The organism is Streptomyces sp. NPDC052079 (assembly GCF_040680275.1).
Taxonomy (GTDB): domain Bacteria; phylum Actinomycetota; class Actinomycetes; order Streptomycetales; family Streptomycetaceae; genus Streptomyces.
Genome location: NZ_JBFAWL010000004.1, coordinates 34,095 through 59,416 on the forward strand (window position 1 = coordinate 34,095; position 25,322 = coordinate 59,416).

The 25,322-nt window shown below is 71.6% G+C and carries 24 protein-coding genes and 2 pseudogenes; 13 read left to right on the forward strand and 13 right to left on the reverse strand.

The window, feature by feature from the left end; all coding sequences use genetic code 11:
• Positions 1-20: 20 nt before the first annotated feature.
• Positions 21-473, forward strand: a complete 453-nt coding sequence (locus tag AB0L56_RS09415; RefSeq protein ID WP_365420793.1) for a hypothetical protein — start codon at positions 21-23, stop codon at positions 471-473.
• Positions 474-838: 365 nt separating this feature from the next.
• Here AB0L56_RS09415 and AB0L56_RS09420 read toward each other — a convergent pair whose 3' ends face one another.
• Together AB0L56_RS09420 and AB0L56_RS09425 are read right to left on the reverse strand one after the other, a co-directional pair.
• The gene (locus AB0L56_RS09420; RefSeq protein WP_365420795.1) at positions 839-1,093 is read right to left on the reverse strand and encodes a DNA-binding protein; all 255 of its coding nucleotides are present in this window, start codon (positions 1,091-1,093) and stop codon (positions 839-841) included.
• Positions 1,094-1,123: 30 nt separating this feature from the next.
• Positions 1,124-1,342: pseudogene (locus AB0L56_RS09425) on the reverse strand (hypothetical protein); the annotation flags it as partial.
• A 138-nt stretch (positions 1,343-1,480) separates the two neighbouring features.
• Between AB0L56_RS09425 and AB0L56_RS09430 the strand changes: the two are divergent.
• Positions 1,481-2,281, forward strand: a complete 801-nt coding sequence (locus tag AB0L56_RS09430) for a GNAT family N-acetyltransferase (protein WP_365420798.1) — start codon at positions 1,481-1,483, stop codon at positions 2,279-2,281.
• A 33-nt stretch (positions 2,282-2,314) separates the two neighbouring features.
• Here AB0L56_RS09430 and AB0L56_RS09435 read toward each other — a convergent pair whose 3' ends face one another.
• Positions 2,315-2,641, reverse strand: coding sequence for a hypothetical protein (locus AB0L56_RS09435; protein WP_365420801.1), 327 nt, complete (start codon positions 2,639-2,641; stop codon positions 2,315-2,317).
• A gap of 129 nt (positions 2,642-2,770) precedes the next feature.
• Positions 2,771-2,932: a toxin-antitoxin system HicB family antitoxin gene (locus tag AB0L56_RS09440; RefSeq protein ID WP_365420804.1), complete on the reverse strand. Its 162-nt coding sequence runs from the start codon at positions 2,930-2,932 to the stop codon at positions 2,771-2,773.
• 28 nt (positions 2,933-2,960) lie between these two features.
• Between AB0L56_RS09440 and AB0L56_RS09445 the strand changes: the two genes are divergently transcribed.
• Both AB0L56_RS09445 and AB0L56_RS09450 read left to right on the forward strand, forming a co-directional pair.
• Positions 2,961-4,187 carry a transposase gene (locus AB0L56_RS09445; protein WP_365420807.1) on the forward strand — a complete coding sequence of 409 codons (1,227 nt, stop codon included), beginning with the start codon at positions 2,961-2,963 and terminating at the stop codon, positions 4,185-4,187.
• 77 nt (positions 4,188-4,264) lie between these two features.
• Positions 4,265-4,507: pseudogene (locus AB0L56_RS09450) on the forward strand (SCP2 sterol-binding domain-containing protein); the annotation flags it as partial.
• Positions 4,508-4,555: 48 nt separating this feature from the next.
• Here AB0L56_RS09450 and AB0L56_RS09455 read toward each other — a convergent pair.
• Genes AB0L56_RS09455 through AB0L56_RS09465 form a run of 3 tightly spaced genes read right to left on the reverse strand, consistent with a single transcriptional unit; the run spans position 4,556 to position 8,185 of the window.
• Positions 4,556-5,350 carry a hypothetical protein gene (locus tag AB0L56_RS09455; RefSeq protein WP_365420810.1) on the reverse strand — a complete coding sequence of 265 codons (795 nt, stop codon included), beginning with the start codon at positions 5,348-5,350 and terminating at the stop codon, positions 4,556-4,558.
• A complete protein-coding gene (locus AB0L56_RS09460; RefSeq protein ID WP_365420813.1) occupies positions 5,350-6,621 on the reverse strand; it encodes a VWA domain-containing protein in 1,272 nt (423 codons plus the stop codon). The genes AB0L56_RS09455 and AB0L56_RS09460 overlap by 1 nt, the downstream gene beginning before the upstream one ends.
• A 58-nt stretch (positions 6,622-6,679) precedes the next feature.
• On the reverse strand, positions 6,680-8,185 hold the full coding sequence (locus AB0L56_RS09465) for an IucA/IucC family protein (RefSeq protein WP_365420816.1): 1,506 nt from the start codon (positions 8,183-8,185) through the stop codon (positions 6,680-6,682).
• A 119-nt stretch (positions 8,186-8,304) separates the two neighbouring features.
• Between AB0L56_RS09465 and AB0L56_RS09470 the strand changes: the two genes are divergently transcribed.
• Complete coding sequence (locus AB0L56_RS09470; protein ID WP_365420819.1) at positions 8,305-9,879, forward strand: IucA/IucC family protein; 1,575 nt, start codon at positions 8,305-8,307, stop codon at positions 9,877-9,879.
• A 294-nt stretch (positions 9,880-10,173) separates the two neighbouring features.
• Here the strand turns inward: AB0L56_RS09470 and AB0L56_RS09475 are convergent, their stop codons facing one another.
• Positions 10,174-11,406, reverse strand: a complete 1,233-nt coding sequence (locus tag AB0L56_RS09475; protein WP_365420822.1) for a sensor histidine kinase — start codon at positions 11,404-11,406, stop codon at positions 10,174-10,176.
• Between the two features lie 230 nt (positions 11,407-11,636).
• Between AB0L56_RS09475 and AB0L56_RS09480 the strand changes: the two genes are divergently transcribed.
• Together AB0L56_RS09480 and AB0L56_RS09485 are read left to right on the forward strand one after the other, a co-directional pair.
• Complete coding sequence (locus AB0L56_RS09480; protein WP_365420825.1) at positions 11,637-13,820, forward strand: MMPL family transporter; 2,184 nt, start codon at positions 11,637-11,639, stop codon at positions 13,818-13,820.
• A gap of 101 nt (positions 13,821-13,921) precedes the next feature.
• Complete coding sequence (locus AB0L56_RS09485) at positions 13,922-14,329, forward strand: DUF6223 family protein (protein WP_365420828.1); 408 nt, start codon at positions 13,922-13,924, stop codon at positions 14,327-14,329.
• An 89-nt stretch (positions 14,330-14,418) separates the two neighbouring features.
• On the opposite strand, the gene AB0L56_RS09490 is transcribed toward AB0L56_RS09485, so the two are convergent.
• Positions 14,419-14,814 carry a VOC family protein gene (locus tag AB0L56_RS09490; protein ID WP_365420831.1) on the reverse strand — a complete coding sequence of 132 codons (396 nt, stop codon included), beginning with the start codon at positions 14,812-14,814 and terminating at the stop codon, positions 14,419-14,421.
• 147 nt (positions 14,815-14,961) lie between these two features.
• Here AB0L56_RS09490 and AB0L56_RS09495 point away from each other — a divergent pair, with 147 nt between their 5' ends.
• Entirely contained in the window at positions 14,962-15,378 is a 417-nt protein-coding gene (locus AB0L56_RS09495) for a DUF485 domain-containing protein (protein ID WP_365420834.1), read from the forward strand.
• Here the strand turns inward: AB0L56_RS09495 and AB0L56_RS09500 are convergent.
• Positions 15,375-16,067, reverse strand: coding sequence for a response regulator transcription factor (locus AB0L56_RS09500; RefSeq protein WP_365420837.1), 693 nt, complete (start codon positions 16,065-16,067; stop codon positions 15,375-15,377). The genes AB0L56_RS09495 and AB0L56_RS09500 overlap by 4 nt on opposite strands.
• 510 nt (positions 16,068-16,577) lie before the next feature.
• On the opposite strand from AB0L56_RS09500, the gene AB0L56_RS09505 reads away from it, so the two are divergent.
• Positions 16,578-17,492 carry a HipA family kinase gene (locus AB0L56_RS09505; protein ID WP_361036707.1) on the forward strand — a complete coding sequence of 305 codons (915 nt, stop codon included), beginning with the start codon at positions 16,578-16,580 and terminating at the stop codon, positions 17,490-17,492.
• Positions 17,493-17,538: 46 nt separating this feature from the next.
• Here AB0L56_RS09505 and aceB read toward each other — a convergent pair whose 3' ends face one another.
• Together aceB and AB0L56_RS09515 are read right to left on the reverse strand one after the other, a co-directional pair.
• Positions 17,539-19,164: a malate synthase A gene (gene aceB, locus AB0L56_RS09510; protein WP_365420840.1), complete on the reverse strand. Its 1,626-nt coding sequence runs from the start codon at positions 19,162-19,164 to the stop codon at positions 17,539-17,541.
• A 188-nt stretch (positions 19,165-19,352) separates the two neighbouring features.
• Positions 19,353-19,952 (reverse strand): nucleotidyltransferase family protein, encoded by a 600-nt coding sequence (locus tag AB0L56_RS09515; RefSeq protein ID WP_365420843.1) that lies wholly within the window; start codon positions 19,950-19,952, stop codon positions 19,353-19,355.
• Between the two features lie 205 nt (positions 19,953-20,157).
• Here AB0L56_RS09515 and AB0L56_RS09520 point away from each other — a divergent pair, with 205 nt between their 5' ends.
• Complete coding sequence (locus AB0L56_RS09520; protein WP_365420846.1) at positions 20,158-20,472, forward strand: DUF5955 family protein; 315 nt, start codon at positions 20,158-20,160, stop codon at positions 20,470-20,472.
• 31 nt (positions 20,473-20,503) lie between these two features.
• On the opposite strand, the gene AB0L56_RS09525 is transcribed toward AB0L56_RS09520, so the two are convergent.
• On the reverse strand, positions 20,504-21,322 hold the full coding sequence (locus tag AB0L56_RS09525; protein WP_365420849.1) for an IclR family transcriptional regulator: 819 nt from the start codon (positions 21,320-21,322) through the stop codon (positions 20,504-20,506).
• 276 nt (positions 21,323-21,598) lie between these two features.
• Here AB0L56_RS09525 and allB point away from each other — a divergent pair, with 276 nt between their 5' ends.
• The 3 genes from allB (at position 21,599) to AB0L56_RS09540 (ending at position 25,313) form a co-directional block, all read left to right on the forward strand.
• Entirely contained in the window at positions 21,599-22,939 is a 1,341-nt protein-coding gene (allB, locus tag AB0L56_RS09530) for an allantoinase AllB (RefSeq protein ID WP_365420852.1), read from the forward strand.
• 26 nt (positions 22,940-22,965) lie between these two features.
• A complete protein-coding gene (gene alc / locus AB0L56_RS09535; RefSeq protein ID WP_365420855.1) occupies positions 22,966-24,042 on the forward strand; it encodes an allantoicase in 1,077 nt (358 codons plus the stop codon).
• A gap of 383 nt (positions 24,043-24,425) precedes the next feature.
• Positions 24,426-25,313 (forward strand): universal stress protein, encoded by an 888-nt coding sequence (locus tag AB0L56_RS09540; RefSeq protein WP_365421399.1) that lies wholly within the window; start codon positions 24,426-24,428, stop codon positions 25,311-25,313.
• Positions 25,314-25,322: the final 9 nt, after the last annotated feature.

A 25,322-nucleotide genomic window follows, 5' to 3' on the forward strand; every position in this document is an offset into this window, starting at 1 on the left:
TCGACCCAACGGAGAAATTCATGAACATCCGCACCAAGTCGGCTCTTGTCCTCAGCAGCGTCGCGCTGGGCGCGACAGGCATACTGAGCGCCGCCCCCGCGACCGCCGCACCGGCGTCCACCCACACCCCCGTCCAGGCGGCGGCCGGCAGCGGTGACGTCGAAGCCGCCGCGTCGGGCAGCGCCAACCGGGTGTTGTGGACCAGCAACCGCGCCGGCTCGATCAAGATCAAGTGGACCTGGCACTCAAGCGCGGACGGCAAGACCTACTACGGCAGCTTCGCGGGGAAGTTCTACGACCACAAGATCGACGGTAAGTACGTCCTGCTCCAGGCCAAGTGGCAGGGCAAGGGCTGGACGACGATCCGCACCGCCGCGAACGGCGAGAGCTTCAGGGGTGACTACAGCAAGCTCAAGAACCTGAACTTCCGGGCCTGCCTGCAGGGAGGCAACTGCGGCGCAGCCGCGTGGTGAGCCGCCAGGACCAGTCACCACAGCCTGTGCGACCACGCCGCGCACCACGGCCGTCGGCTGCCGGTGTTGGGGACCCCCACGGGGCCGAGCCCACCGGCTGACGGCTGTCGCCGTACAAGCGCATGAAGACAGGGCCTCTCGGCAGCTCGGGGATGCGAATCCGACCGAGCGACGCCGGGAGGCCCTGATGTCGTTGTCGTACGCGCCGCAGGTTCGGCGCTACCCCGACCGGATGTACCTCCGCCCCCGAACGACCCACGACCCCAGCGCGGCGGCGCCGGACCCCGTACGCCCGTGGGAGGCTCCCGTGTTCATGCGACTGAGCAAAACCGTGTCTCTCGCCGTCACCGCTGCAGCCGCCGTTGTCACCTCCGTTCAGCCTCAAATTCGGCCCGCCAGCAGGCGAAATCTTCGCGACCATGAAGGTACGCACCAGGAGCTTCGAGTAGGTCAGCACCCGCCAGTTGATCCAAAGCACGCCACAGCTTCGGATCAATATCTTCGGTGCTTTCCTGCTCCATGACGCTCAGCGCCCAATCGGCAGCCTCGTCAGGCGCGACTTCCCCTTCGGCAAGCCGGTTCAAATGCTCACCGATCAATTCTCGAAGATTTTTTTGCATAACGCTTTCAGAAAGTTCCCGTCAAGTCGCGACCCGCGCGGCGAACACCCCGGCCGCGGCCGGTGCTTTTTCGGACGCCGCGTCGTCCTCCTGGGTCTCCTCCCGCACCCGATGCCCCGCAGGGGTCAGGAAGTGACCGTGCGGCGGCCTCGGATGCCGCCCGCGCTTCACCAGCGCGGCGAGCTGCGCCGGCGTACCCCTCAGCCGCCCGGTGCTGGATCCGCGGCATCCAACGCACCAGGCCCTCATCACCGGCCCGGGATCGCGGCAGGGGTGCCTGAACTCCCCTCCTGCGACCGGCAGTCGAACGGGCCCGCGGAGGGCTACGCGTACTACCGTACTGCCCGGAGGGCTTCCGTACACCCGGCGACTGGAGAGGGACCACCCGTGCACGATCTCGCGGACTCGGTCGAATCGATGGAACAGCTCGCCGCCGTCTGGCGGATCATGGTGCTCGACCGGGACCCGGACGCGGACGTCCGTGACCTCCCGGGCATCGCCGTCCGGTGGGCCGGGTGCCGGTTCGCCTTCTGGAACTGCGTCACGCTGACCGGCATCGGCACGGACGCCGGGCTCATGGAGCGGCGCCTGGACGAGGCGGCGGAGATCATGCGGTCGAAGAGCCGTCCGGGTTTCCTGTGGGTCTTCGAGGATCTCCTCGACGACGGGGCGCGCGCGGCGCTGGGGACGGCCGCCGAGCGGGCGGGCCTCGCCTACGCCTTCCCCGGCACGGGCATGGCGGGAGACCTGCTGCCCCTCCCCGAACCGGACCACCCCGACCTGACGTTCGTGCGCGTGACCACCGACGAGCACCTGCGGGCCTACGGGGACATCAACGCGCGTGCCTACGGGTTCCCGTTGGAGGACGGCCGTGACGGTCTCGCCCGCTCCGCCCTGTGGAAGGACGGGGTGCACGCCTACCTGGGCTTACGGGACGGGACCCCGGTGGCCTGCGCCGCCACGGTGGAGGCGCGGGGCCGCCTCTTCGTCCTGCTCGTCGCCACCGACCCGGCGTGGCAGCATCGCGGCTACGGAGAGGCGGTGACACGCAAGGCACTGCACGAGGGCGCCCGGGCCACGGGGGCGACCCGGGCCACCCTGCACGCGACCGCCGCCGGGGCACCGGTGTACCCCCGCATCGGCTTCCGGCCGAACTCCCCGATGCGCTTCTACACCCTGAAGTCCTGAGGAGCCGACGGCCCCGCCACGGCCGTGCCGGCGCTAGTACATGACCTCCGGCCGCTGATAGGGCGTCCACCAGGCGAGCAGGCCCCAGACGCCCAGCGCGAGGGCGCCCGACGCGATCATCGCCGCGAGCCAGGGGCGGCGCAGTACACGCAGGGCGAGCAGCCAGGCGGCGAGTGGGATGAGTGCGCCGCCGGCGGCGATGAGGGGGAGGTCGATGTAGAGGACGCTCAGGTCGCGGTGCATGCCCTCGAAACCGCCGTGGACGTTGACGCGCGCCTTCGGCGCCCAGGCGAGCACCGCCACCACGGCGCCCGCGGCCGCCAGGAGGATGCCCGCGCAGCCCAGTCTCTCTTCTCGCATGCCGTGATCGACGCGGGTGTCCGTCCGGCGGTTCCCGGTCCTCACCTGATACCTCCGAGGATGCCCCGGCCTTCAGGCCGGGGAGGAATCGGACTCCCGCGGAGCAGGGCAAGGAAAGAGCAATCGCCGTCAGGGCGATTGGTCGTCTGCGGAGACGTCGCCGGGCCCGACCTCAAGCCGGTGAAGGATCTCGGAGTTGAGGGACCTACGGGCGCGCTTTGCCTCGGCGACCAGCCGCGCGTGAAGGTCGGCGGGCAAGCGGAGCGTGATGCGTACTTCCTCATGATTCATACCCCAAGTGTAGTGGTACAGTAGTGTCATGACGACACGACAGAAGGCGGCGGAGGCTACGGGGCACGCCCGGTACGCCTACCGGCTTCGGGTGTCGTCCACGGCCCGCACCGCACTGATCGCCGAGTGGGACCGCTGCCGATGGATCTGGAACGAATGCGTCGCCAAGTCCCGGCAGATACACGCCCACAACCGCGCGCACCCGGACGACAAGCTGACGTGCGGCCCGGCGCAGCTCGACAAGATGCTGACCGAGGCCCGCGCCAAGCTGCCGTGGCTCCGCGACGGTGCGTCGGTTCCGCAGCAGCAGACCATCCGGGACTTCGGCACGGCCCGTTCCAGGGCACTGAAGGACATCGAGAAGCGGCTGCCGATCCGGCAACGCGCGGGTATGCCCAGGGTGAAGAAGAAGCGCGAGGCTCTGCCCACGCTGAACTACACCACCCGAGGCTTCCGCTTGAAGGACGGCCGTCTGCACCTCGCGGGCGGCATCGTGCTGACGGTGGTGTGGTCGCGAGACCTGCTTGCCGCGCCGTCCTCGGTGCGCGTCTACCGAGACAGCCTCGGCCACTGGTACGCGTCGTTCGTCGTCGCCACCGAAGTGCAGCCGCTCCCGGCCACCGGTCGTGTGCTCGGCGTGGACTGGGGTGTCAAAGAAACCGCCACCACCACAAGCGACGCGCATGACCTGCCGCACGCCCAGTACGGGAAGACTGCGGCGCAGAAACTCGCCCGCTACCAGCGGATGATGGCGCGCCGTAAGCCTGCGCGCGGGCAGGCTGCGTCGAAGGGGTACCGGCAGGCGCAGGCGCAGGCCGCGAAGCTGCACAAGAAGGTGACCCGGCAGCGGCAGGACACCGCCCGCAAGTGGGCCAAGCGCGTGGTCCGCGACCATGACGCGCTCGCCGTCGAGGACTTCCGGCCGAAGTTTCTCGCGAAGACCACCATGGCCCGCAAGGCCGCAGACGCCGCGATCGGCGCCACCAAGACAGCCTTGATCGAGATGGGCCGCAAGCATGGGCGGGACATCCGCCTGGTGCATCCCGCGCACACCACGATGGATTGCGCGCACTGCATGACGAGAGCCAAGCATGCACTGCCTCTTTCAGAACGTATATACACCTGCACCGCGTGCGGAGTCGTATCCCCCAGGGACAAGAACTCCGCCCGCGTGATGCTGGTCCGGGCTGGTCTCATCCCGGCTAGTGTTGAGGGCGTAAGACCTCCGGGAGCGCTGCTCCCGGAGGCAGCCTGAGCTAGGAATCCCCCTCCTTCAGGAGGGGGAGGATGTCAATGGCGATAGCCGCTCAGGAAGCGCCCGATCCGACGTAGGGCGACGGGCTCGTCGACGTACGGCTGGACGAGGGCCGCTTCCACCTTCGCGCCGGTGCGGACGACGGCCCCGTCTACGGTGACGGCCCGGCCCCCCGCGACCCGGACGCCGTACTCACCCTCGACACCGCCACCTGCACGGCCGTCAGCCGTGGCGCGCTCACCCTCACCGCCGCGATCCGGGCGGGGGACGTCGAGGTGACGGGCGAGGGCCCGCTTGCCAAGGCACTCCGGGAGGCCTGACCCGTAAACGGGGGAAGGCCCGCACTGGGCGGGCCTTCCTGGCGTGCGTCACGCGGTCGGCGGTAGTCCGGGCGGGCGTCCGGAGCCGCGGGTCAGGCGGTAGCCGCCTACGCCCGCGAGGGCGGCCAGGGTGCCGCCCGCGGCGGTCCAGATCCAGCGGTCGGACCACCAGCCCGACGTCCAGCCGTCCTCCGGCTCCAGGCCGGCCAGCACGGCCGAGTCGTCGTCGGCCTCCGCTTCCGGCCGTGAGGCGATGCCCGGCACCAGCGGCTCGGACAACGCGCCGTCCACTGCCGCGGCGCCGCCCATGTTCTTCGAATCGACCCGCAGTTCGGCCCGCACCGGCTGGCCCAGGTCGGCCGTGGACAGCCGCAGTGCCGTGAGACGGACGTAGTACGTGCCCGGCAGCGGATCGTCGGCCCACGGCTCCGACCAGGCACGGACCGTGCGCAGCACGCACTCCAGCTCCACCGAGGGCGCGTCCGTCCCTGCCGTGCGGGTCTGCGCGCCGTACTGGCAGGCCTGGCGGCGACGCAGACCGTCGTACACGTCGATCTGCCAGGTCTCGGCCGCGTGGCGGTCCGGCAGCATCACCGTAGCCCGCACCGTAGGGCGCTGCCCGGCGTCCGCCGGGAACGACCAGTACAGGTAGTCGCCCGTGGAGGCACGCGCGGTGGCGATCTGCCCCTGCTCGACCTCCGTCGCGGTACGGAACGAGGTGCCCGCGCGGGTGGGCGCCCCGTCGTCCTTCGACGCGGCCGGGGAGGGGGAGTCGGCCGCGGCGGGGGCCGCGGCCAGTCCGAGGGTGAGCAGGGCGGCACTCAATACTCGTACGGCACGCATCAGTTGGTCCTCCAGACAGCGAACCGCCAGCGGGACAGCCAGCCCCAGAGCAGACCGGCGGCGAAACCGGCGAGGATCAGCACGCCGAGCAGCCACCAGCTCCGGCCCAGACCGAAGGAGGCCACGTCGTCCGCGCCGTCCGGACCGTCCACGACGTCGACGGTCAGCTCCAGCGGGAGGCCCGGCGTGGTCTGCACCCCGGAGTCCGCCGAGAAGGAGTGGGTGACCGCCAGGCAGACGACCTCGGCCGCCGGCTTGTCACTGTCGTCGTCCTGTTCGGGCTTCGGGTAACGCAGGCCGGTGGAGAGCATGTCCGTACGGCCGTTGCCCGCCGCCTCGCCGCGCACGATCTCGCGGCCCTTCACCGTCACCGCCCGCAGCAACACGCCGTGATCGGGCCGCACGGCCCGGTCCGCCGCCACGCTCACCGAGGCACGCAGTTCCTGCCCCGACGGCACCTCCACGCGGTACCAGCGCTGTTGGCTGAACTCCTCACGGTCCGTGTAGAGACCGGACGTCAGCGTCGGGGCCTTGGCGCAGGAGTCCGCGCCCTGCGTCGCCACCGGTGTCACCACCGGCTCGGCCGCGCGGTCCACCAACTCGTTCACCCGGTCGGTGAGCTCGTCCTGGTGCTCGACCGAGGTGTACGTACCGCCGGTCGCCTCGGCGATGCAGCTGAGCTGCCGGCTGAGCTTGGCGTTCGGCACCAGGCCCAGGGTGTCGATGGTCAGGCCGATGCCCTTGGCCGCTATCTCCCGGGCCACCTCGCACGGGTCGAGCGGGGCGCAGGTGTCCTCGCCGTCGCTGATCAGGACGATGCGCTTCGAGCCGTCGCCGCCCTCGAGGTCGTCCGCCGCCTTCAGCAGGGCCGGGCCGATCGGGGTCCAGCCGGTCGGCACCAGCGTGGCCACCGCCGTCTTGGCCTCCGTCCGGTCCAGCGGGCCGACCGGGTAGAGCTGCGCGGTGTCCTTGCAGCCCTCCTTGCGGTCGTCGCCGGCGTAGTCGGCGCCGAGCGTCCGGATGCCCAGTTCGACCTCCTCCGGCGTGGCATCCAGCACCTCGTTGAAGGCCTGCTTCGCCGCCGCCATCCGGGACTGTCCGTCGATGTCCTTGGCCCGCATCGAGCCGCTCACATCGAGGACGAGGTTCACCTTGGGCGCGTCCTGGCCCGTGGGTTCGTCGGCGGCCGCCCCGGCCGGGAGGGCGAGCCCGGCCGTCAGTGCGGCGAGCAGGGCGCACACGCCTGCCACCGGCCATTTTCTTCTGATCATCGGCGGATCCTATTGATGAGGAGTGCCGCGCTTCAAAACGGGGTGTCAAGACAGGGTGTCAAAGCAGGGTGTCGTGCAGCGGATTGGGCAGTTCCGTCCATTGGTCCCCGGCCGTCCGGGGCGACAGCCGCATCAGCGTCAGCGCCTTCGCCGGCAACGGCTCGTCGCGCAACGCGAGCATGTCAGGGGTACGGACCAGATCCGGTACGGCGCTTTCCAGAGCCGAGCGCAGCACCGGCCCCGAACCCGCCGTACCCGCCAGCGCCCCCGCGACGAGCGAGCCGAACAGCTTGCGCCGCAGGGTGCGTTCGTCGTCCGTGACCATGCGCGCGGGCAGCTCGGGCAGCGGCAGGCCGTGCCGGGCCAGCCGAGCCGGCCCGATCCGCAGATCGGCCAGATCGCGGTACACCAGCCGCACCGGATCCCCGTCCGGCGACAGCACCACGAGCAGATTCTGGCCGTGCGCCTCCAGCGCCACCCCCAGCTCCAGCAGCCGCAGCCCGACGGTCAGCGCGAGCCGGGTGAACCGGTTCAACCAGCCCGGGGAGCGCGGAAGTTCCGTCGTCGCCAGCGCCGCCACCGGCACCACCCGCTCCCCGCTGCGGGCGTACTCCTCCGGTGACTCACGCAGCACCGCCGCGAGATCGGGCAACCCGGCGTACACCGCCCCCACCGCGCGGGTGATGTGCAGCAGCCCGTCCGTCCGCGCCGCCACCGCCTCGCCCAAGTCCGACAGTACGGCGGACGCGGCGACCGACCCGCGCGAGATGTCCCGCACCGAGGACGTCAGCCGGGCGCTCAGTGCCGTCTTGACGTGCGGTCCGTCCGGCAGCGCGAGCGTGCGCAGCGCCATCAGCGGATGCGCCGCGACCCGTTGCTCACCCGTCCGCTTCAGCACATGCGCCGCCTGCCAGGGATGCACCGGGACCAGCACCCGTCCCGCCTCCCGCAGCCACTGCGGCCACACCCCCGTCACCAGGCACTCCCCGGCCGGCACCGGCACCAGCCCCAGCTCCACGAGGGAGGCGTGCTCGGGTCCGTAGGCAAGCTGCTCGGCCACCGAAAAGCCCGGCCGCGCCCGGCAGTTGGGGTGGAACGGATGCCCGTCCACCACCCGCTGCTCCCACTCCCAGTCCCGCCGCGGCCACTCCTCAGGGTGAACGCGTCGCGCCGCCCGCGACAGCGCCAACGACGCGACACTGTGCCCCAGTTCGGCCGCGAAGCCCGCCGAGTGCGGCACGGCGAGATCCGTCATCAGCCGCACCGGATCGTCGTACGCTGTCCCGCCCAGCCGCACCTGAGTGACATACGCGCCGGTCTCATACGGGTCCGCCCGCGGCCCCCGCAGCCGCCGCCCGTCCGCCAGCCGCAGCGTGAGCCCGCCGTCCACCGGTTCACGACGCCCGATCCACGGCAGCGGCTCACACGCCAGACCGCGCCACAGCCGGGTCAGCACGGCCGCGCGGGCGCCGGGCAGCTCCCGCGTGTACCCGGGCACGAGGCCGGGCCGTACGTCGGTCAGCTCGGCGGCGATCTCGGCCTCTGCGGTGGCGGAACGGTGCACGGGCGGACTCCTCGGGGTACCCAGGGAATGAGACGTATGAGGGGACGATGAACGTATGGGGGGACGATGACAGACATACTGATCGTCTCCGCCGGACAGACCGTAGGGAACCAGAACGCGTGGACCTCACCCCCTCGCCCGCAGACGACGACGCGGCGGCGAGCCGCGCCTCCCTCGCCGGGCGCGCCGACGCCTACGCTGCGGTACCGCTGCTGAACTGCTTGCTGCGCGAGGTGGCCCGGCCGCTGCCCGATGCGGACCACGGGCCGGCCCCCGACGGTTACCGGATCTACCGCCTCCCCGGTGTGGACCGGCTGCTGCGGGTGCGCGGCACCCGCCGCCCCGCCGATCCCGAGGTGCGCACGGCGGGCGCCTGGCACCGCGTCGGCCATACGGAGCTGGTGAAACTCGCCGCCGAGGAGCTGCGCCGGCACACCGGCCTGTCCAATCACGAACTGCCCGCAGAGATGCTCGACAGCCGGGACGCCGTGGCCGCCCTGCTCGACGCCCGCGCCCGGGCCGCCCCGCCGGACGACGCCTATCTGCGCTCCGAGCAGTCACTGATCACCGGCCACACCCACCACCCCGCCCCCAAGGCGAGGGGCGGCGGCCCCGCGGCCGGCTGGCTGCCGTACGCCCCGGAGGCGTACGCCCGCTTCCCGCTGACCCTGCTGGCCGTGCGCGAGGACGCGGTGGTGGAGGAGGGCGACACCGCGGCGCTCGACCGCCTGGGCGCCGCCCCGCCCGGCTACCGGCTGCTGCCCGCGCACCCGTGGCAACTGGACCTGGTCGCCCGTGACCTCGCCCCGGCCTTCGCCGACGGCCGGCTCATCAGGCTGGGCGCGACCGGCTTCCCGGTGTGGCCCACCGCGGCGGTCCGTACCGTGTACGCCCCCGGGGACGACCTGTTCCTGAAGTTCAGCCTGGATGTCCGCATCACCAACGACATCCGCCGGCTGTGGCGCCACGATCTGCTGAGGCTGCGCGCGAGGGACCGGGCCGTGCGCTCCGCCTTCGCCCGGCACGACGGTCCCGCGGCCCCGGCCTGGCTGAGCGACCGGGGCCACCGCACCGCGGACTTCGCCTTCGAACAGCTCGCCGTCGTCGTGCGCGACGGCCTGCGCGGGCATCTGGCGCCCGGTGCGACGTGCTATCTGGCGGCCGCGCTGGCCGAGGGCTTCGCCGGGGACCCGCTCGCCGGCACCGCACGGCCGGACGCCTGGTGGGAGGCGTATCTGTCCCGCGTGGTGCCCCCGGTACTGATGGCGTTCGCCGGGCACGGGGTCGTCCTGGAGGCGCATCTGCAGAACACGCTGATCGCGGTGGGCCCCGACGGCATGCCCGTGCAGGCCCTGTTCCGGGACGCCGAGGGCGTCAAACTCCTCCGGGACGCGGTGGGCGCGGCATCCGTGCCCACGGTGTCCCGGGAGGCGGGCTGGGAACGTCTGGTGTACTGCCTGGTCGTCAACCACCTCATGGAGATCGCCGCCGCCCTGGCCGACCACCACCCCGGCCTCGACCCCTGGCCCGCCGTGCGCCGGGAACTGGCCCGCCACGACCTCCCCGAGATCCCCGCCCTCCTCACGGCCCCGACCCTCCCGGCCAAGACCAACCTCCTCCTGCGCTGGACGGCGGCGAACGGCGCCGACGCCCGCTATCTCCCCCTGCGCAGCCCGCTGGTGTCCGGAGGGTGAGCTCCGGCCACGGTTGCCCCACCACTGCGGCAGGTCACCGCAATTGGGTCTCTTTATGACACGTCATACCCCGTGCGGCATCGCCGAAAAAGTAATGGAGTGGGCTTTGCAAACCACAGGTTCTCCGGTCCTTACTTGCTACGTTTCGGCATGACCACTGCCCGTCCTGGTAGTTGACACTACCCACGTGGGAGCGGGGACGGGTGCGGCACATCGGGGTACTCTTCGGCGGAAATGACGCAGGGAGAAATTCCGTCCGCGAAATGGCCTGCCAAACGGCGCGGAAGGGTGAGGTCAAAGGCGCGACTCGGTCGGTGCGAGGGGCAGCCGTGCGGTCACCTCGAACCCTCCGCCGGGTGTCGGCTCGGCGTTGAAGTCCCCGCCGAGCAGCTGACAGCGCTCGCGCATGCCCAGGATCCCGCGGCCGCTCCGGGCCTGTTTGCTTCCGCCGTTGGGGGAGGGCCGGGAGAGGGCGGCGCCCTGCAGAGCCGGGCGGCCCTGGTCGGTGACGCGGATCTCCAGATGGTCGATCCCCGGGTTCACCGCGACCGTCACCCGGGTGGGACCGGTGTGCCGGATGATGTTGGTGATCGACTCCTGGAGGATGCGGTAGGCAGCGCTGTCCACCGCGCTCGGCAACGGCTCCTCGGGCGGGTCCACTTCCAGCGTGAGATCCAGGCCGGCGGCGCGCGCCTCGGTGGTGAGGTCGTCGATCTGTTCCAGACCCGCGTGCGGCACGGGGTCGTTGTCGTCGCCCCGGAGCACGCCGAGGATGGCGCGCATCTCCCGCAGCGTCCGGGAACTCGTCTCCTCGATGGTCCGCAGCGCCTCGCGTGCCTGTTCCGGACGCTTGTCGAGCACATGCGCGGTGACCCCGGACTGCACATTGATGATCGCGATGGCGTGGGCGACGGTGTCGTGGACCTCGCGTGCGATCCGCAGCCGCTCGGCGTCGACCCGCGCGCGTGCCTCCTCCTCGCGGGTCCGCTCCGCCAGTTCCGCGCGCAGTTGCGCGTCGGCCGCGATGACCCGCCGGGACCGCACGGACTCGCCGAGAGCGATGCTCATGACCGACACACCGATGCGGAAGAACACCCAGCCGATGGCCTCGCGCGGCTCCACGTCGGACGCCGCGTACAGCCACCCGACCGCCAGGACCGCGGTGCCCACGCCGGCGACGGCCAGTGACCGGCGCCCGTCACCGTAGGTGGCGAGGCTGTACAGGCTGACCAGGAGACCGAGCCAGCCGTACCCGTCCGGGAACTCGAGGCCGTAGTACACCAGGCTGGCGACCGCGGCGGTCAGGAAGGCCGCGACCGGCCACAGCCGCCGGACGGCCACGACCAGGCCCCCCAGCACCAGCAGCGCGAAGCCGAGGTGACCGAGGTCGGAGAGCGGACGCTGTTCGGTCCCCCGAGCGGCGGCCAGGGCTGCCGTGCCCTGCACCTGCATCACGGTGACGAAGAGTGCGAGCAGCAGGTCCTGGGCCGGCACCCGCAGGGAGAACGACCCGGGGCGGAGATGCATATCGCGATCGTACTGTCCGGGTCCCCGCGGGCCGCACCGCTCGGACGCGCGACCTGCTACGTCGAAAGGCGCGGCGCCGCGCGGCCGCTTACGCCCGATTGCGTAGACGCCACCATCCGTCGTCAGAGGCCGGGGCAGGCCCGCGCAGGGCACGATCACGGTTGTGACCAACCCCTTCGACCCATGCCGAGAGGCGAGCCCTACTCCGAGGCTCGACGACTGAGGAGCAGATGATGACGACAACCGGGTCCCCACGCACGGACGGAGCCCTGGCGGGACTGGGGCGTTTCTGCTTCCGTCGCCGCCGCCTGGTCCTCCTGACGTGGATCGTCGGTGTGATCGCCGTGGCGTTCGTCGGCTTCGGCTACGGCGCCGCCCCCGACAACGACTTCTCCGGCGGGGACTCGCAGTCGGCCAGGGCGCAGAAGCTGATGGCGCAGCACTTCCCGCAGGAGCAGGGCGACCGGCTGACCCTCGCGATCAGGACCGACAAGGGCATCGATGACCCCGCCGCCCGGCAGAAGATCGAGAAGACCATCGCCGAGCTCGCCGACTCACCCGTCACGGGGCCGGTGACCTCGCCGTACCAGGACGACAAGCTGGTGACGGAGGATCGCCGCATCGCCCGCACGATCATCCCGCTGAGCGACAAGGAGGTGGAGAAGTCCGAGGTCAAGCCCTTGGTCGACCTGGTCAAGGACGCCTCTGACGACAGCGTCACGCTCGCGCTGGGCGGCTACATGGCGGAGAAGGCCGAAACACCTCCGCAGGGCCCCGCCGAAAGCGTGGGCATCCTGGCGGCGGCGGTGATCCTGTTCATCGCGTTCGGATCGCTGGTGGCCATGGGGCTGCCGATCGCGACCGCGCTGCTCGCCATCCTGGGCGGACTCGCGCTGATCAAGCTGGTGGGGCACCTGGTCCCCGCGCCGGACTTCACCCTGGCCTTCGGCGCGATGATCGGGCTCGGTGTCGGCATCGACTACGCCCTGTTCATCGTGACCCGCTACAAGGACGCCCTCCGGGACGGCGACGACCCCGAGGAGGCCACGGTCAAGGCCATCACTACCGCCGGTCACGCGGTGCTGTTCGCCGGTACGACCGTCGTCATCGCGCTGATGGGCCTGGTCGTCATGGGACAACGGCTGATGACCGGCGTGGCCGTCGCCACCTCGATCGCGGTGCTGATCACGATGATCGGCGCCGTGACGCTGCTGCCCGCGCTGCTGGGCTTCACCGGCTACAAGATCAACTCCCTGCGCCTGCCCCGTCGCGCCTCCCGGCGCCAGCAGGAGGCCGGTGCGGCGTCCGAAGCGCGCGCCACGTTCGCCGAGCGCTGGGCCGGTGTGGTGCAGCGCAGGCCGCTGATCGCCGCGCTCCTGGCCGGCGCGAGCCTGCTGGTGCTGGCCATCCCCATGCTGTCGATGCGGCTGAGCCAGCCCGACGCCAGCGTGCAGCCCCACGACCGGAGCAGCTACATCTCGTACGAGATCCTGGCCGACGGCTTCGGTCCGGGCTATGGTGCCCCCCTCGTCTTCGCCACCGAGGTCGACTCGCAGAACGCCGATCTGGGTCCCGTCGTCCGCGCGGTCGGCGAGACGGAGGGCATCGCCTACGCCACGCCGCCCCGGGTCAGTGAGGACGGGAAGGCCGCCACCTTCACGGCTTTCCCCACGACCGGGTATCAGGACGAGGCCACCGCGAACCTGGTGCACGAGCTGCGCGACGACGTGCTGCCCAGGACACCGGGGGGCGAACAGGTCCTCGTCGGCGGACCGAACGCCGGCACGATCGACGTCGCCGACGACGCCGCCTCGCGGCTGCCCTTGATGATCGCCGTCGTCATCGCTCTGTCCATGGTGCTGCTCATCGCGCTGGTGCGGTCGGTCACCATCGCCCTGCAGGCCGCCCTGATGAACCTGCTGTCGATCGGTGCCGCCTACGGCGTCGTGGTCGCGGTGGTGCAGTGGGGCTGGCTCGGGCCGGCCCTCGGGTTCCCCACCGCCATGCCGGTCACGACCTGGGTTCCCATGATGATGTTCCCGGTGCTGTTCGGCCTGTCCATGGACTACCAGGTGTTCCTGATCTCGCGGGTCCGTGAGGAGTACGAGCAGACCGGTGACACCCGTGAGGCCGTCGCCCGCGGGCTGGCACGGACCGCCAAGGTGATCACGGCCGCCGCCGCCATCATGATCGCCGTCTTCACCACCTCGTTGCTCGGTCACGACGTCGCCGTCAAGCAAGGAGGCCTGGGCATGGCGGTCGCCGTGCTCATCGACGCCACCATCGTCCGGATGGTGTTCGTCCCGGCGGTGATGGAGCTGTGCGGCAAGGCCAACTGGTGGATGCCCGGACGCCGGGCACCGAAGACGGCCTCGGAATCCCCCGCCGAGGTCGACGAGGGGGTCAAGGTGTGATCCCCGCCGGTCCGGATCCCTCACCCCGTTGGATCCGGACCGGCACCGCGCACGCGCCGCGCAGTCGCCGGCACCACCCCAGCACGTCGAAAGGAAGTCCGATGTCCCTCCGTCGCTTGTTCATCGCCGCACCGGCAGCCCTGCTCGCCCTGCCGGCACTCGCCGCACCGGCAGCGGCCGCGCAGGTCTCCCTCGCCCAGGACGAGAGCGGCGGCGGCCGGGGCGTGTCCATCGTGGCCCTGCTGCTGGCCCTGGCCGGCGTGGTCGCCGGCGTGCTGGCGCTGCGCCCGGCCGGTCGTGCCGACGGCCGGAAGGGGCCGGGCACGGCCTTCGCCGCCCTGGGTCTCGGCCTGGTCGGCGCCGTCGTCGCGGGCGTCGCGCTGGCCGGCTCCGACGCGGACGTCGGCACCGGCAACGGACAGGGCGGGGCCATGGTCGCCGTGGTGCTCGCGGTGGTCGGCATGGCCATCGGCGGGCTGGCGCTGGCCCGTTCACGCCGCACCGCCTGACCGGCCGGAGCCCGGTCCTCTCGTCCCGCCCCGGTCGCCACCCATATGGCGGCCGGGGCGGCGTCGTACGGCCGGATCCCTCGGACCGCTCAGCGGCGGTCCGCCGGAGTGAACAGCTCGACGAGGTTGCCCGCGGGGTCGGCCACCAGTACCTGGCGTCCGCCGGGTCCGGAGACGATGTCGCTGCGGAACCCTACGCCCGCCTGCCGCAGCCGTTCCCGCTCGGCCTCGACGTCGTCGACGACCAGGTGGATGCGATTGCGCCCGCAGCCGGCCGCGTCCGCGGGCGTGGCGCGCGCTCCCGAGCTGGTCGGGCCGGACAGCAGCAGCCGCAGCGGGCCGCGTACGACGTCGGCGAACGCGGGCGGGAACGCGGTGAGCACCGTGAAGCCGAGATGAGTGGTGTAGAAATCGATCGCCGCCTGGACGTCGTCGACGATGTAGCGGACGCTCGCCAGGGCGCCCTCGCTCTCGTTACGGGTCATGCGCCATCTCCTTGCGGCGGCTGTCGGCGGAGTGCGCGGCCGGCGGGAACACCCGCCCGCCGCGGGCACCTTGACGGCCAGAGCATAGGCCCCGCCCACCCCGTGCGGCGGCGCGCCATTCGGTCGCGGCACGCGGGAATCCCGTGAATGGGCCATGCGCCCCCGGCCGCCGAGGCCCGAGCATCTCTACCGCGCACACAAGACGTCGTCGTCACTACGGCGTTCTCGATCGCGGAGGTGTCATGGGCACGTTCGACCAGACAGCGGACGCTGACCGCTACGTCTCGCTGCACAAACAGTCCTGAATTCAGGGAGCTGCGGCGTCAATCGCAAACCTTCACCGCATGGGTGAGCGGCATCTTCTACGGGTGGTGGTTCCTCGTCATCCTGCTCGCCGCCTTCGCGCCGGGCTTCTACCGGCAGGACCTCGTCGGCCCGACAGTCCCCGGTCACCACCACCGGCGGCGCGGGTGGGCAGGACCGCGGGAGCCCGGTCGAGATATGAGCCACCATGGAAAGTCCGGCGGTTCGCCGCCGGACTCCCCACGGGGGGCCGGGCCTTAGGGGGTGACCAGCCCCGTGCGATAGGCGATGACGACCAGTTGGGCGCGGTCCCGGGCACCCAGTTTCGCCATCGCGTGGCTCACGTGGGTGCGCGCGGTGGCCGGGCTCAGGCACAGATCGGAGCCGATCTCGTCGTTGCTCAGCCCCTGGCCCACCAGAGCGAGCACCTCGCGTTCGCGCTGGGTCAGCACCGACAGCCGGTCCTCGGCGGCCTGCGCAGCGATCCGCTGCGAGGTGAACTGGCCGATCAGACGCCGGGTGATCCGGGGCGCGAGCAGCGCGTCCCCGGCGGCCACGACCCGGATGGCATGGAGCAGTTCGGCCGGTCCGGCGTCCTTGAGCATGAAGCCGCTGGCGCCGGCCTGCAGCGCCTCGAAGACATACGCGTCGGTCTCGTACGTGGTGAGGATCAGGACCCGCACATGCTGAAGCCCATGCGTCTTGATGATCTGTTCGGTGGCCTGGATCCCGTCCAGCTTCGGCATCCGGATGTCCATGAGCACGACGTCCGGACGGGTCGCACGGGCCTGTTCGACGGCCTCGGCACCGTTGGTGGCCTCCCCGACCACCTCGATGTCGTCCTCGACATCGATCAGGACCTTGAATCCGGACCGCACCAGACGCTCGTCGTCGGCGAGCAGAACCTTGATCGGGCCACGGTCGCGCGAGGACGGGTCTGCTGCGCTCATGCCCGCGATCATACTGCCGGCGCGGGCGGCGTCGTATACACGTCCGCCCGTGACCGGCTACGGCAAAGCGCGCGTTCGGGCCCCCACCGCGTACGCAGCATCGTGCCGCGCTGGACGAGAATCGGCGGCAGATCCCCGCACGCACGGCCGGCAATTCCACATGCTCGGGGTTCTCCCCGTGAGCCGGGGGGAATCGGCGGAAAGCAGTGAGGCGATCGGCACCCGGGCGGGGGCCGGGCCCTCGGACGCGGCGGCATCGTCCTCGCGTGCCGTGTGCTGCTGTGTTTTCTGTGCTGCAAATAGTTGTTGGAAAATACGTTGTCGGCGGAGTTGTTTGCTCGATCGAGTAGTGGACCGGCCGGAACCCTCCCGGCCGTCACCGAATTTTGGAGAATGCGCCCGCCCTGCATTTCCGCGGGGCTGGCCGGCACTCTTTCCGGTTGTTGCCCCGGGTTACGATGCCCCTTTCGGGTTTCATGCCGACGGCCGGAAGCAGGGGGCGCACGCAGGATGCTGAAAGAGGTCACCGCGGCCCGTTATGTCGCACCCCTGACGTCGGGCGGCTCCGTCCCGGCCGTCGTCGAGGCCGACGACCTCGGGACCTATGTCGTCAAGTTCACCGGGTCCGCGCAGGGGCGCAAAGCGCTGGTCGCCGAGGTGATCGTGGGGGAGCTGGCGCGGGCGCTGGGGCTGCGGTTCCCGGAGCTGGCGCTGGTCCACTTCGATCCGGCGGTGGCGGCCGACGAGCCGCACCAGGAGGTGCGGGAGCAGTACGCCGCCAGCGCCGGGGTCAATCTCGGCATGGACCATCTGCCGGGCGCCCGGGACTTCACCCCGGAGGTCGCCCAGGACTTCCACGTCGATCCGCTGGAGGCCGGGCGGATCGTCTGGCTCGACGCGCTGACGGTGAACGTGGACCGGACGGTCCACAGTTCCAATCTGGTGATCTGGCCGACGCGCGGCGTCGCACCGCCGCGTCTGTGGCTCATCGACCACGGGGCGGCGCTCGTCTTCCACCACCGCTGGGAGGGCTCCGACCCGGCCAAGGCCTACGACTTCCGCCACCACGCCCTCGGGCACTACGGGCCCGACGTGCGGGCCGCGGACGCCGAACTGGCGCCGAAGGTGACCGAGGAGCTGTTGCGGTCCATCGCCGCGGAGGTTCCGGACGATTGGCTGGCGGTCGACTCCGGGTTCGCCACGCCCGACGAGGTCCGGGAGGCCTATGTGGCGTACCTGTACGCGCGCGTGCGGTCGTCGGGGACCTGGCTGCCCACCGACTTCCCCTCCGCGGAGGCACTCGCCGAGGAGAACGCCCGGCGGGCGGCCCGGACGCGGCGCGGGCGTCCGGACTGGCTGAAGCACGTTCCCGACCTGCACGGCAAACCGGCGGCGGAAAGGGACTGGTCGGCGTTTCCAGGGTGACGGCCGGGCGGCACCCTTAAGGGCCGCACGGCCGTGCACCTCCCGCTCACCCCTTGAGCTGCTCGTACGCCGGCAGCGTGAGGAAGTCGGCGTAGTCCTCGTCGAGGGAGACCTTCAGCAACAGGTCGTGGGCCTGCTGCCAGTTGCCCGCCGCGAACGCCTCCTCGCCGAGCTCCGCGCGGATGGCCGCCAGTTCGTCGGCGGCGACCTTGCGGGCCAGCTCGGCGGTGACCTGCTCGCCGTTGTCGAGGACGACCTCGGCGTTGATCCACTGCCAGATCTGGGAGCGGGAGATCTCGGCGGTGGCCGCGTCCTCCATCAGGTTGAAGATGGCGACCGCGCCGAGTCCGCGCAGCCAGGCCTCGATGTAGCGGATCCCGACCTGCACCGCGTTGACCAGGCCCGCGTAGGTCGGCTTGGCGTCCAGGGAGTCGACGGCGATGAGGTCCTCGGCCTTGACGTCGACGTCCTCGCGGAGGCGGTCCTTCTGGTGGGGCCGGTCGCCGAGCACCCGGTCGAAGGACTCCATGGCGATCGGGACCAGGTCGGGGTGGGCGACCCAGGAGCCGTCGAAGCCGTCGTTCGCCTCCCGGTCCTTGTCGGCGCGGACCTTCTCGAAGGCCACCTTGTTGACCTCCGCGTCCCGGCGGGACGGGATGAACGCCGCCATGCCGCCGATCGCGTGCGCGCCACGCTTGTGACAGGTGCGCACGAGGAGTTCGGTGTAGGCGCGCATGAACGGGGCGGTCATGGTGACCGCGTTGCGGTCCGGCAGCACGAACTTCGGCCCGCCGTCACGGAAGTTCTTGACGATGGAGAAGAGGTAGTCCCAGCGGCCGGCGTTCAGACCGGAGGCGTGGTCGCGCAGTTCGTAGAGGATCTCCTCCATCTCGTACGCGGCGGTGATCGTCTCGATCAGGACGGTGGCGCGCACGGTGCCCTGGGGCACGCCCAGGTAGTCCTGCGCGAAGACGAACACCTCGTTCCACAGCCGGGCCTCCAGGTGGGACTCGGTCTTCGGGAGGTAGAAGTACGGCCCCTTGCCGAGGTCGATCAGCCGCTTGGCGTTGTGGAAGAAGTACAGACCGAAGTCGACGAGCGCGCCGGGGACCGGCGTGCCGTCGGCGTCGGTGAGGTGACGCTCGTTCAGATGCCAGCCGCGCGGGCGCATGACGACCGTCGCCAGCTCCTCGTTCGGGCGCAGGGCGTAGGACTTGCCGGACCGCGGGTCGGTGAAGTCGATGTTCCGCGTGTAGGCGTCGATGAGGTTGAGCTGGCCGGTGACCACGTTCTCCCAGGTGGGCGCCGAGGCGTCCTCGAAGTCCGCGAGCCAGACCCGGGCGCCGGAGTTGAGGGCGTTGATGGTCATCTTGCGGTCGGTGGGGCCGGTGATCTCGACCCGCCGGTCTTCGAGGGCCGCGGGCGCGGGCGCCACCCTCCAGGAGTCGTCCGCGCGCACCGCGGCCGTCTCCGGGAGGAAGTCGAGCGTCGAGGTGCGGGCGATCTCGGCACGGCGCTCCGCGCGGCGGGCGAGGAGCTCGTCGCGCCGGGGCGTGAACCGCCGGTGCAGCGCGGCGACGAAGGCGAGCGCCGGCTCGGTCAGGACCTCCTCCTGCCGGGGCAGGGGCTCGGCGTCGACGATGGCCAGCGGGGACGGCGCTGGTGCGGACATCAGCTGTCACTTCCTTCGGCGTGCATGGCACCGGGTGCCGGTCGGCCCGGATAGGGCTGCGGACGCCCGTACGGACGTCGGGCGCTTCTGATCAGTGGAGACTAGTTTCCTCATAGTGGAAGTTCAATGTTTTGTTGATGTCGAGATTCTCCGGGTCGAACGAACCTGGCGCCCGGTGCCATCCCGGCTCATTCAAGGTGCGCCAGATCGGCTTCGGTGTCGATGTCGTACGCCTCCGCCACGTCACCGCACTCGACCAGGGTCACCCGGTCCGCGTGCTCCTTGAGATAGGCGCGTGCCCCTCGGTCGCCGGTCGCACTAGCGGCGATCCCCGGCCAGTGGTCGGCGCCGAACAGCACGGGATGACCGCGCACGCCGTCGTAGGCGGCCGAGATCAGGGACCGGGGGGACTCGTACGCGCCGAGCACCCGGGCGACCGCCTCCGGACCGATTCCCGGCTGGTCGACCAGGCAGACCAGCGCCGCCCGCGCCCCCGTGCCGGTCAGGGAGTCCAGACCCGCCCGCAGCGAGGCGCCCATGCCCTGCTCCCACGCCGGATTGTCGACGAGCACGCAGTCCGGCAGGGCGGCGCGGGCGCGCACCTCGTCCGCCCGCGCGCCGAGCACCACGTGCACACGCGCGCAGCCGCCCGCGCGGAGCATCGCCGCCGCGTGCTCCACAAGGGGGCGCCCCCGGTGGGTGAGCAGGGCCTTCGGCCGCCCGCCGAGGCGCCGCCCGCCGCCTGCCGCCAGCAGCACTCCCGCGACCTGAGCTTCGTCGTCCGTCATGCGTCCTGCATATCGCACCCGCCGCGCGGTGCGGGGACGGTGGCCGGAATGGGTGCCCCGGGCCACCATGTCACGCTGCGAAACAAGTCGATGACGCAGCGGACTGGCGCAAAGGCCCCGGGGTGGCGTTTACTGGCGCGCACCGGCCGGCGGGGTACTGAGGGCCGGCCGTGGCGGCGCACATCGACGTGCCAGGGGGAGGACTGTGTTGCGGAGCGTGGAGCAGAGGCGGGTGCCGGGCGGTCAGGTGGACCCGCGGGTGGCGGAGCTGCGCTCCGCCGTGTCCCGGTTACGCCGCCAACTGGCCGCCCATCCCGCGGAGTTCCGGGACCGGAGCATCGCGGAGGAGGAACTCGCCGCGCTGGCCGCACTGGCCGCGGCCGACGATCCCGAGATCCCCCGGCTGCGCCGCTCCCTGCTGCTGGTCGCGGGTGCCATCGGCTCGGTCAGCGCGCTGGGGCCGGGCGTACGCGAACTCCGCGAGGCGGTGGACCTGCTCGGCCCGTCACCACGCGGTTGACGCACGTCCGTACGGACGAGGCGCCGGGCGGTCAGGCGCCGGGGGTGGTTCCGGGGGCGGTTCCGGGGGTGGTGAGCGCCTGGGAGAGTTCCACCGCGATCTGCTGGAGGACCGGGACGATCCTCTCCGTCGCCGACTCCGTGACCCGGCCCGCGGGGCCCGAGATCGAGATCGCCGCCGCCGTGGGGGAGTCCGGCACCGGGACCGCGAGACAGCGGACGCCGATCTCCTGCTCGTTGTCGTCGACCGCGTAGCCCTGGCGGCGCACGTCCTCCAGCGCCGCGAGGAAGCCCTCCGGGGTGGTGATGGTCTTGTCCGTCGCGGCCGGCATGCCCGTGCGGCCCAGCAGCGCCCGTACCTCCTCCGGCGGGAAGCCGGACAGCAGGGCCTTGCCCACGCCGGTGGAGTGCGGCAGGACGCGCCGCCCGACCTCGGTGAACATCCGCATGGAGTGCTTCGAGGGCACCTGTGCCACGTACACGATCTCGTCCCCGTCGAGCAGCGCCATGTTCGCCGTCTCGCCGGTCTCCTCCACCAGGCGCGCCAGATAGGGCCGGGCCCAGGTGCCCAGCAGCCGGGAGGCGGACTCGCCGAGCCGGATCAGCCGGGGGCCGAGCGCGTACCGGCGGTTGGGCTGCTGGCGCACATAGCCGCACGCGACCAGCGTGCGCATCAGGCGGTGGATCGTCGGCAGCGGCAGACCGCTGCTCGCGGACAGCTCGCTCAGGCCGACCTCGCCGCCCGCGTCCGCCATCCGTTCGAGCAGGTCGAAGGCGCGCTCGAGGGACTGCACACCGCCACTGGCGGCGGGCCGGGCGGAGTCGGTGGTGCTGGCGCTGGACGTCGGCACGAGCGCGTTCCTTTCGAGGCGGCAGGAAAGGCAGATTGAGGCGGGCGGCAAGGGGAGCAGCCTACCCGGCGGCCGGTTGACTCCCCGCTTGTGCGTAACTACGTTCTGCTTACCGAAAGTCTAATTCCGCTTAGTGGAATCGTCCAGGGTGGGCCGTCGACCCTGCCGTGCGGGAAGTGTGCCCTCGATATGTGCCCTTGACGGGGCGGAGACCGAAGGGAAGACTCCTTCAACAGAACGTTGAATTCCGTCAGGTGGAAGTCAGGAGGACCCCGGGTGTCCGACGCCGAACTGGTGCTGCGCTCGACGCGCGTCATCACTCCCGAGGGAACGCGCGCCGCGTCCGTCGCGGTCACCGACGGCACCATCACGGCCGTACAGCCGTACGAGGCACCCGTCCCCGGCGGCGCCCGCCTCGAAGACCTCGGCGACGACGTCCTGCTGCCCGGCCTCGTCGACACCCACGTGCATGTCAACGACCCCGGGCGCACCGAGTGGGAGGGCTTCTGGACCGCCACCCGCGCGGCGGCGGCCGGCGGCATCACCACCCTGATCGACATGCCGCTCAACTCCCTCCCGCCGACCACCACCGTCGGCCACCTGCGCACCAAACAGCGCGTCGCCGCCGACCAGGCCCATATCGACGTCGGCTTCTGGGGCGGTGCCCTGCCGGACAACGTCAAGGACCTGCGTCCGCTGCACGAGGCCGGTGTCTTCGGCTTCAAGGCCTTCCTGTCGCCCTCCGGCGTGGACGAGTTCCCGCACCTCGGCCAGGAACAACTGGCCCGCTCCCTCGCGGAGATCGCCGCCTTCGACGGCCTGCTGATCGTGCACGCCGAGGACCCGCACCACCTCGCCGCCGCCCCGCAGCACGGCGGCCCCCGATACGCCGACTTCCTCGCCTCCAGGCCCCGCGACGCCGAGGACACCGCGATCGCCCACCTCGTCGACCAGGCGAAACGACTGGGCGCGCGGGTGCACGTCCTGCACCTCTCCTCCAGCGACGCGCTGCCCGTGATCGCCGCGGCCAAGGCCGACGGCGTCCGGGTCACGGTCGAGACCTGCCCCCACTACCTCACCCTCACCGCGGAAGAAGTCCCGGACGGCGCCAGCGAGTTCAAGTGCTGCCCGCCCATCCGCGAGGCCGCCAACCAGGACCTGCTCTGGCAGGCCCTGGCGGACGGCACCATCGACTGCGTCGTCACCGACCACTCCCCGTCCACCGCCGACCTCAAGACGGACGACTTCTCCACCGCCTGGGGCGGCATCTCCGGCCTCCAGCTCAGCCTCCCGGCCGTCTGGACCGAGGCCCGCAGACGCGGCCACGGCCTGGACGACGTGGTGCGCTGGATGTCGACGCGAACGGCCCGGCTGGCCGGTCTCGACGCGCGCAAGGGCGCCATCGCGCCCGGCCGCGACGCCGACTTCGCCGTCCTCGCCCCCGACGAGACCTTCACCGTCGACCCGGCGGCGCTCCAGCACCGCAACCGCGTGACGGCGTACGCGGGCCGCACCCTTCACGGCGTCGTCCGGTCCACCTGGCTGCGCGGCCGGCGCATCATGGCCGACGGCGAGTTCACCGAACCGAAGGGCCGACTGCTCACCCGTACCCACTGACACCCGAAAGGCAGGACCGGATCACCGTGACGGCGATCGAGCGCTTCACCGGCGACGCACACCCCTACAGCGGAGGCGACCCGTACGCGGACTACCGCACCGCCGACTTCCCCTTCACCCACCACGCCGACCTCGCCGACCGCCGGCTCGGTGCCGGTGTCATCGCCGCCAACGACGAGTTCTTCGCCCAGCGTGAGAACCTCCTGCTGCCCGGGCGCGCCGAGTTCGACCCCGAGCACTTCGGGCACAAGGGCAAGATCATGGACGGCTGGGAGACCCGGCGGCGCCGCGGCGCCTCCGCCGGGGACCCCTGGCCGACGGCCGAGGACCACGACTGGGCGCTGATCCGGCTCGGCGCGCCCGGCATCGTCCGCGGCATCGTCGTCGACACCGCCCACTTCCGCGGCAACTACCCGCAGGCCGTGTCCGTCGAGGGCACCTGTGTGGAGGGCGCCCCGTCACCGGAGGAGCTGCTCGCGGACGACGTGAAGTGGACGACGCTGGTGCCGCGCACCCCGGTCGGCGGCCACGCGGCCAACGGTTTCGCCGTGACGTCCGACGAGCGCTTCACCCATCTGCGCCTCAAGCAGCACCCCGACGGCGGTATCGCCCGGCTGCGCGTGTACGGCGAGGTCGTCCCGGACCCGGCGTGGCTGGCCGCGCTCGGCACCTTCGACGTCGTCGCCCTGGAGAACGGTGGCCGGGTGGAGGACGCCTCCGACCGCTTCTACTCACCGGCCACCAACACCATCGCGCCGGGCCGCTCCCGCAAGATGGACGACGGCTGGGAGACCCGGCGCCGCCGCGACCGCGGCCACGACTGGATCCGCTACCGGCTGGTGGGGCGGGCGCGGATCCGCGCCGTGGAGATCGACACGGCATACCTGAAGGGCAACAGCGCCGGCTGGGCATCGGTGTCGGTGAAGGACGGAGACAACGCCGACTGGCGCGAAATCCTCCCCCGCACCCCCCTCCAACCCGACACCAACCACCGCTTCATCCTCCCCACCCCCGCCCTCGCCACCCACGCCCGCATCGACATCTACCCAGACGGCGGCATCTCCCGCCTAAGACTCCACGGCTCCCTGACGGACGAGCAGTAAACGCGAGCGATCGCGCCGCCGTGCCGCCGTGCCGCCGCAGCTGCGTGCAGTCGTGCCGCCGCAGCTGCGTGCAGCCCCTGCCACCGCAGCTGTGAGCAGTTCGTGCCGCCGCAGATGCGAGCAGCCCACGCCGCCGCAGCTGCGGGCAGTCGTGCCGCTGGGGCGGCACGGGTGGGCGCAGCGGCACCCGGCAACGCCGGCAGAGCAACCTCGTACGGCGGCCACAACGCCAGCCGCGGTACACGGGGGGCACCTGTCACCCATCCCGCCTCGCGGACCGGCCCGTTCGGCCCCTCACCACGGCCCGACGGGCCCAGGACAGGCAAGCGCGTCCGGGGGATCCTGAACGTAAGAAACCGGACCCCAGCGCATGAGGAGGTATGGTGAACGGTCTCGTGGTCGTGGGCGTAGACGGTTCGGCGTCAGGGCTCACCGCAGCGGAGGCCGCCGCGCGGGAGGCGGCATTGCGGGGAGCGGGCCTGCGCGTGGTGCACGCATTCCTCTGGCCCGCCATGCACGTGCCCATGGCCCCGTCGACGATCGGCCCGCCGGAAAGCGGGCTGCGCAACCTCGTCGACCGCTTCATGAGCGAGGCGGTCGAGCGGGCCCGAGCGGCGGCCCCCGAGGTGAAGATCGACCAGGTCGTGCTGACCGGTGAGCCGCTGACCGTTCTGGAGGCGCAGTCGCGCGGCGCCGACCTGGTGGTGGTCGGCTCCCGGGGCATGGGCGGGTTCGTCGGCCTGCTGGTGGGGTCGACGGCGGTGCATCTGGTGGCCCACGGCCGCTGTCCCGTCCTGGTGGTGCGCGAGCAGCCGGCGACCGAGGGCCCGATCGTGCTGGGCGTCGACGGCTCGGCCGCCGGACGCAAGGCCGTGGAGTTCGCCTTCGCCGAGGCCGCCCTGCGCAAGGCGCCGCTGGTGGCACTGCACACCTGGACCCCGTGGAACGCGCCGCTGCCCCCGCCGCAGGACCCGTCGGAGCCGTACGCGTACGAGCCGGGAGCCCTCGCCGAGGAGGAGCAGCGTCTGCTCTCCGAGGCCCTGGCCGGCCACCGGGACCGCCACCCGGACGTGGTGGTCGAGCAGCGGACGGTGCGAGGCGGCGCGCGCGAGGTACTGATCGAGGCGAGCCGGTCCGCCCAGCTCGTCGTCGTCGGCGCCCGGGGACGGGGCGGCTTCGCCGGGCTCCTCCTGGGCTCGGTCAGTCAGGCCCTGCTGCACCACGCGCACTGCCCGGTCGCGGTGGTGCGGGGAGCCGGGGAGCGGTACTGAGGGGAGCGG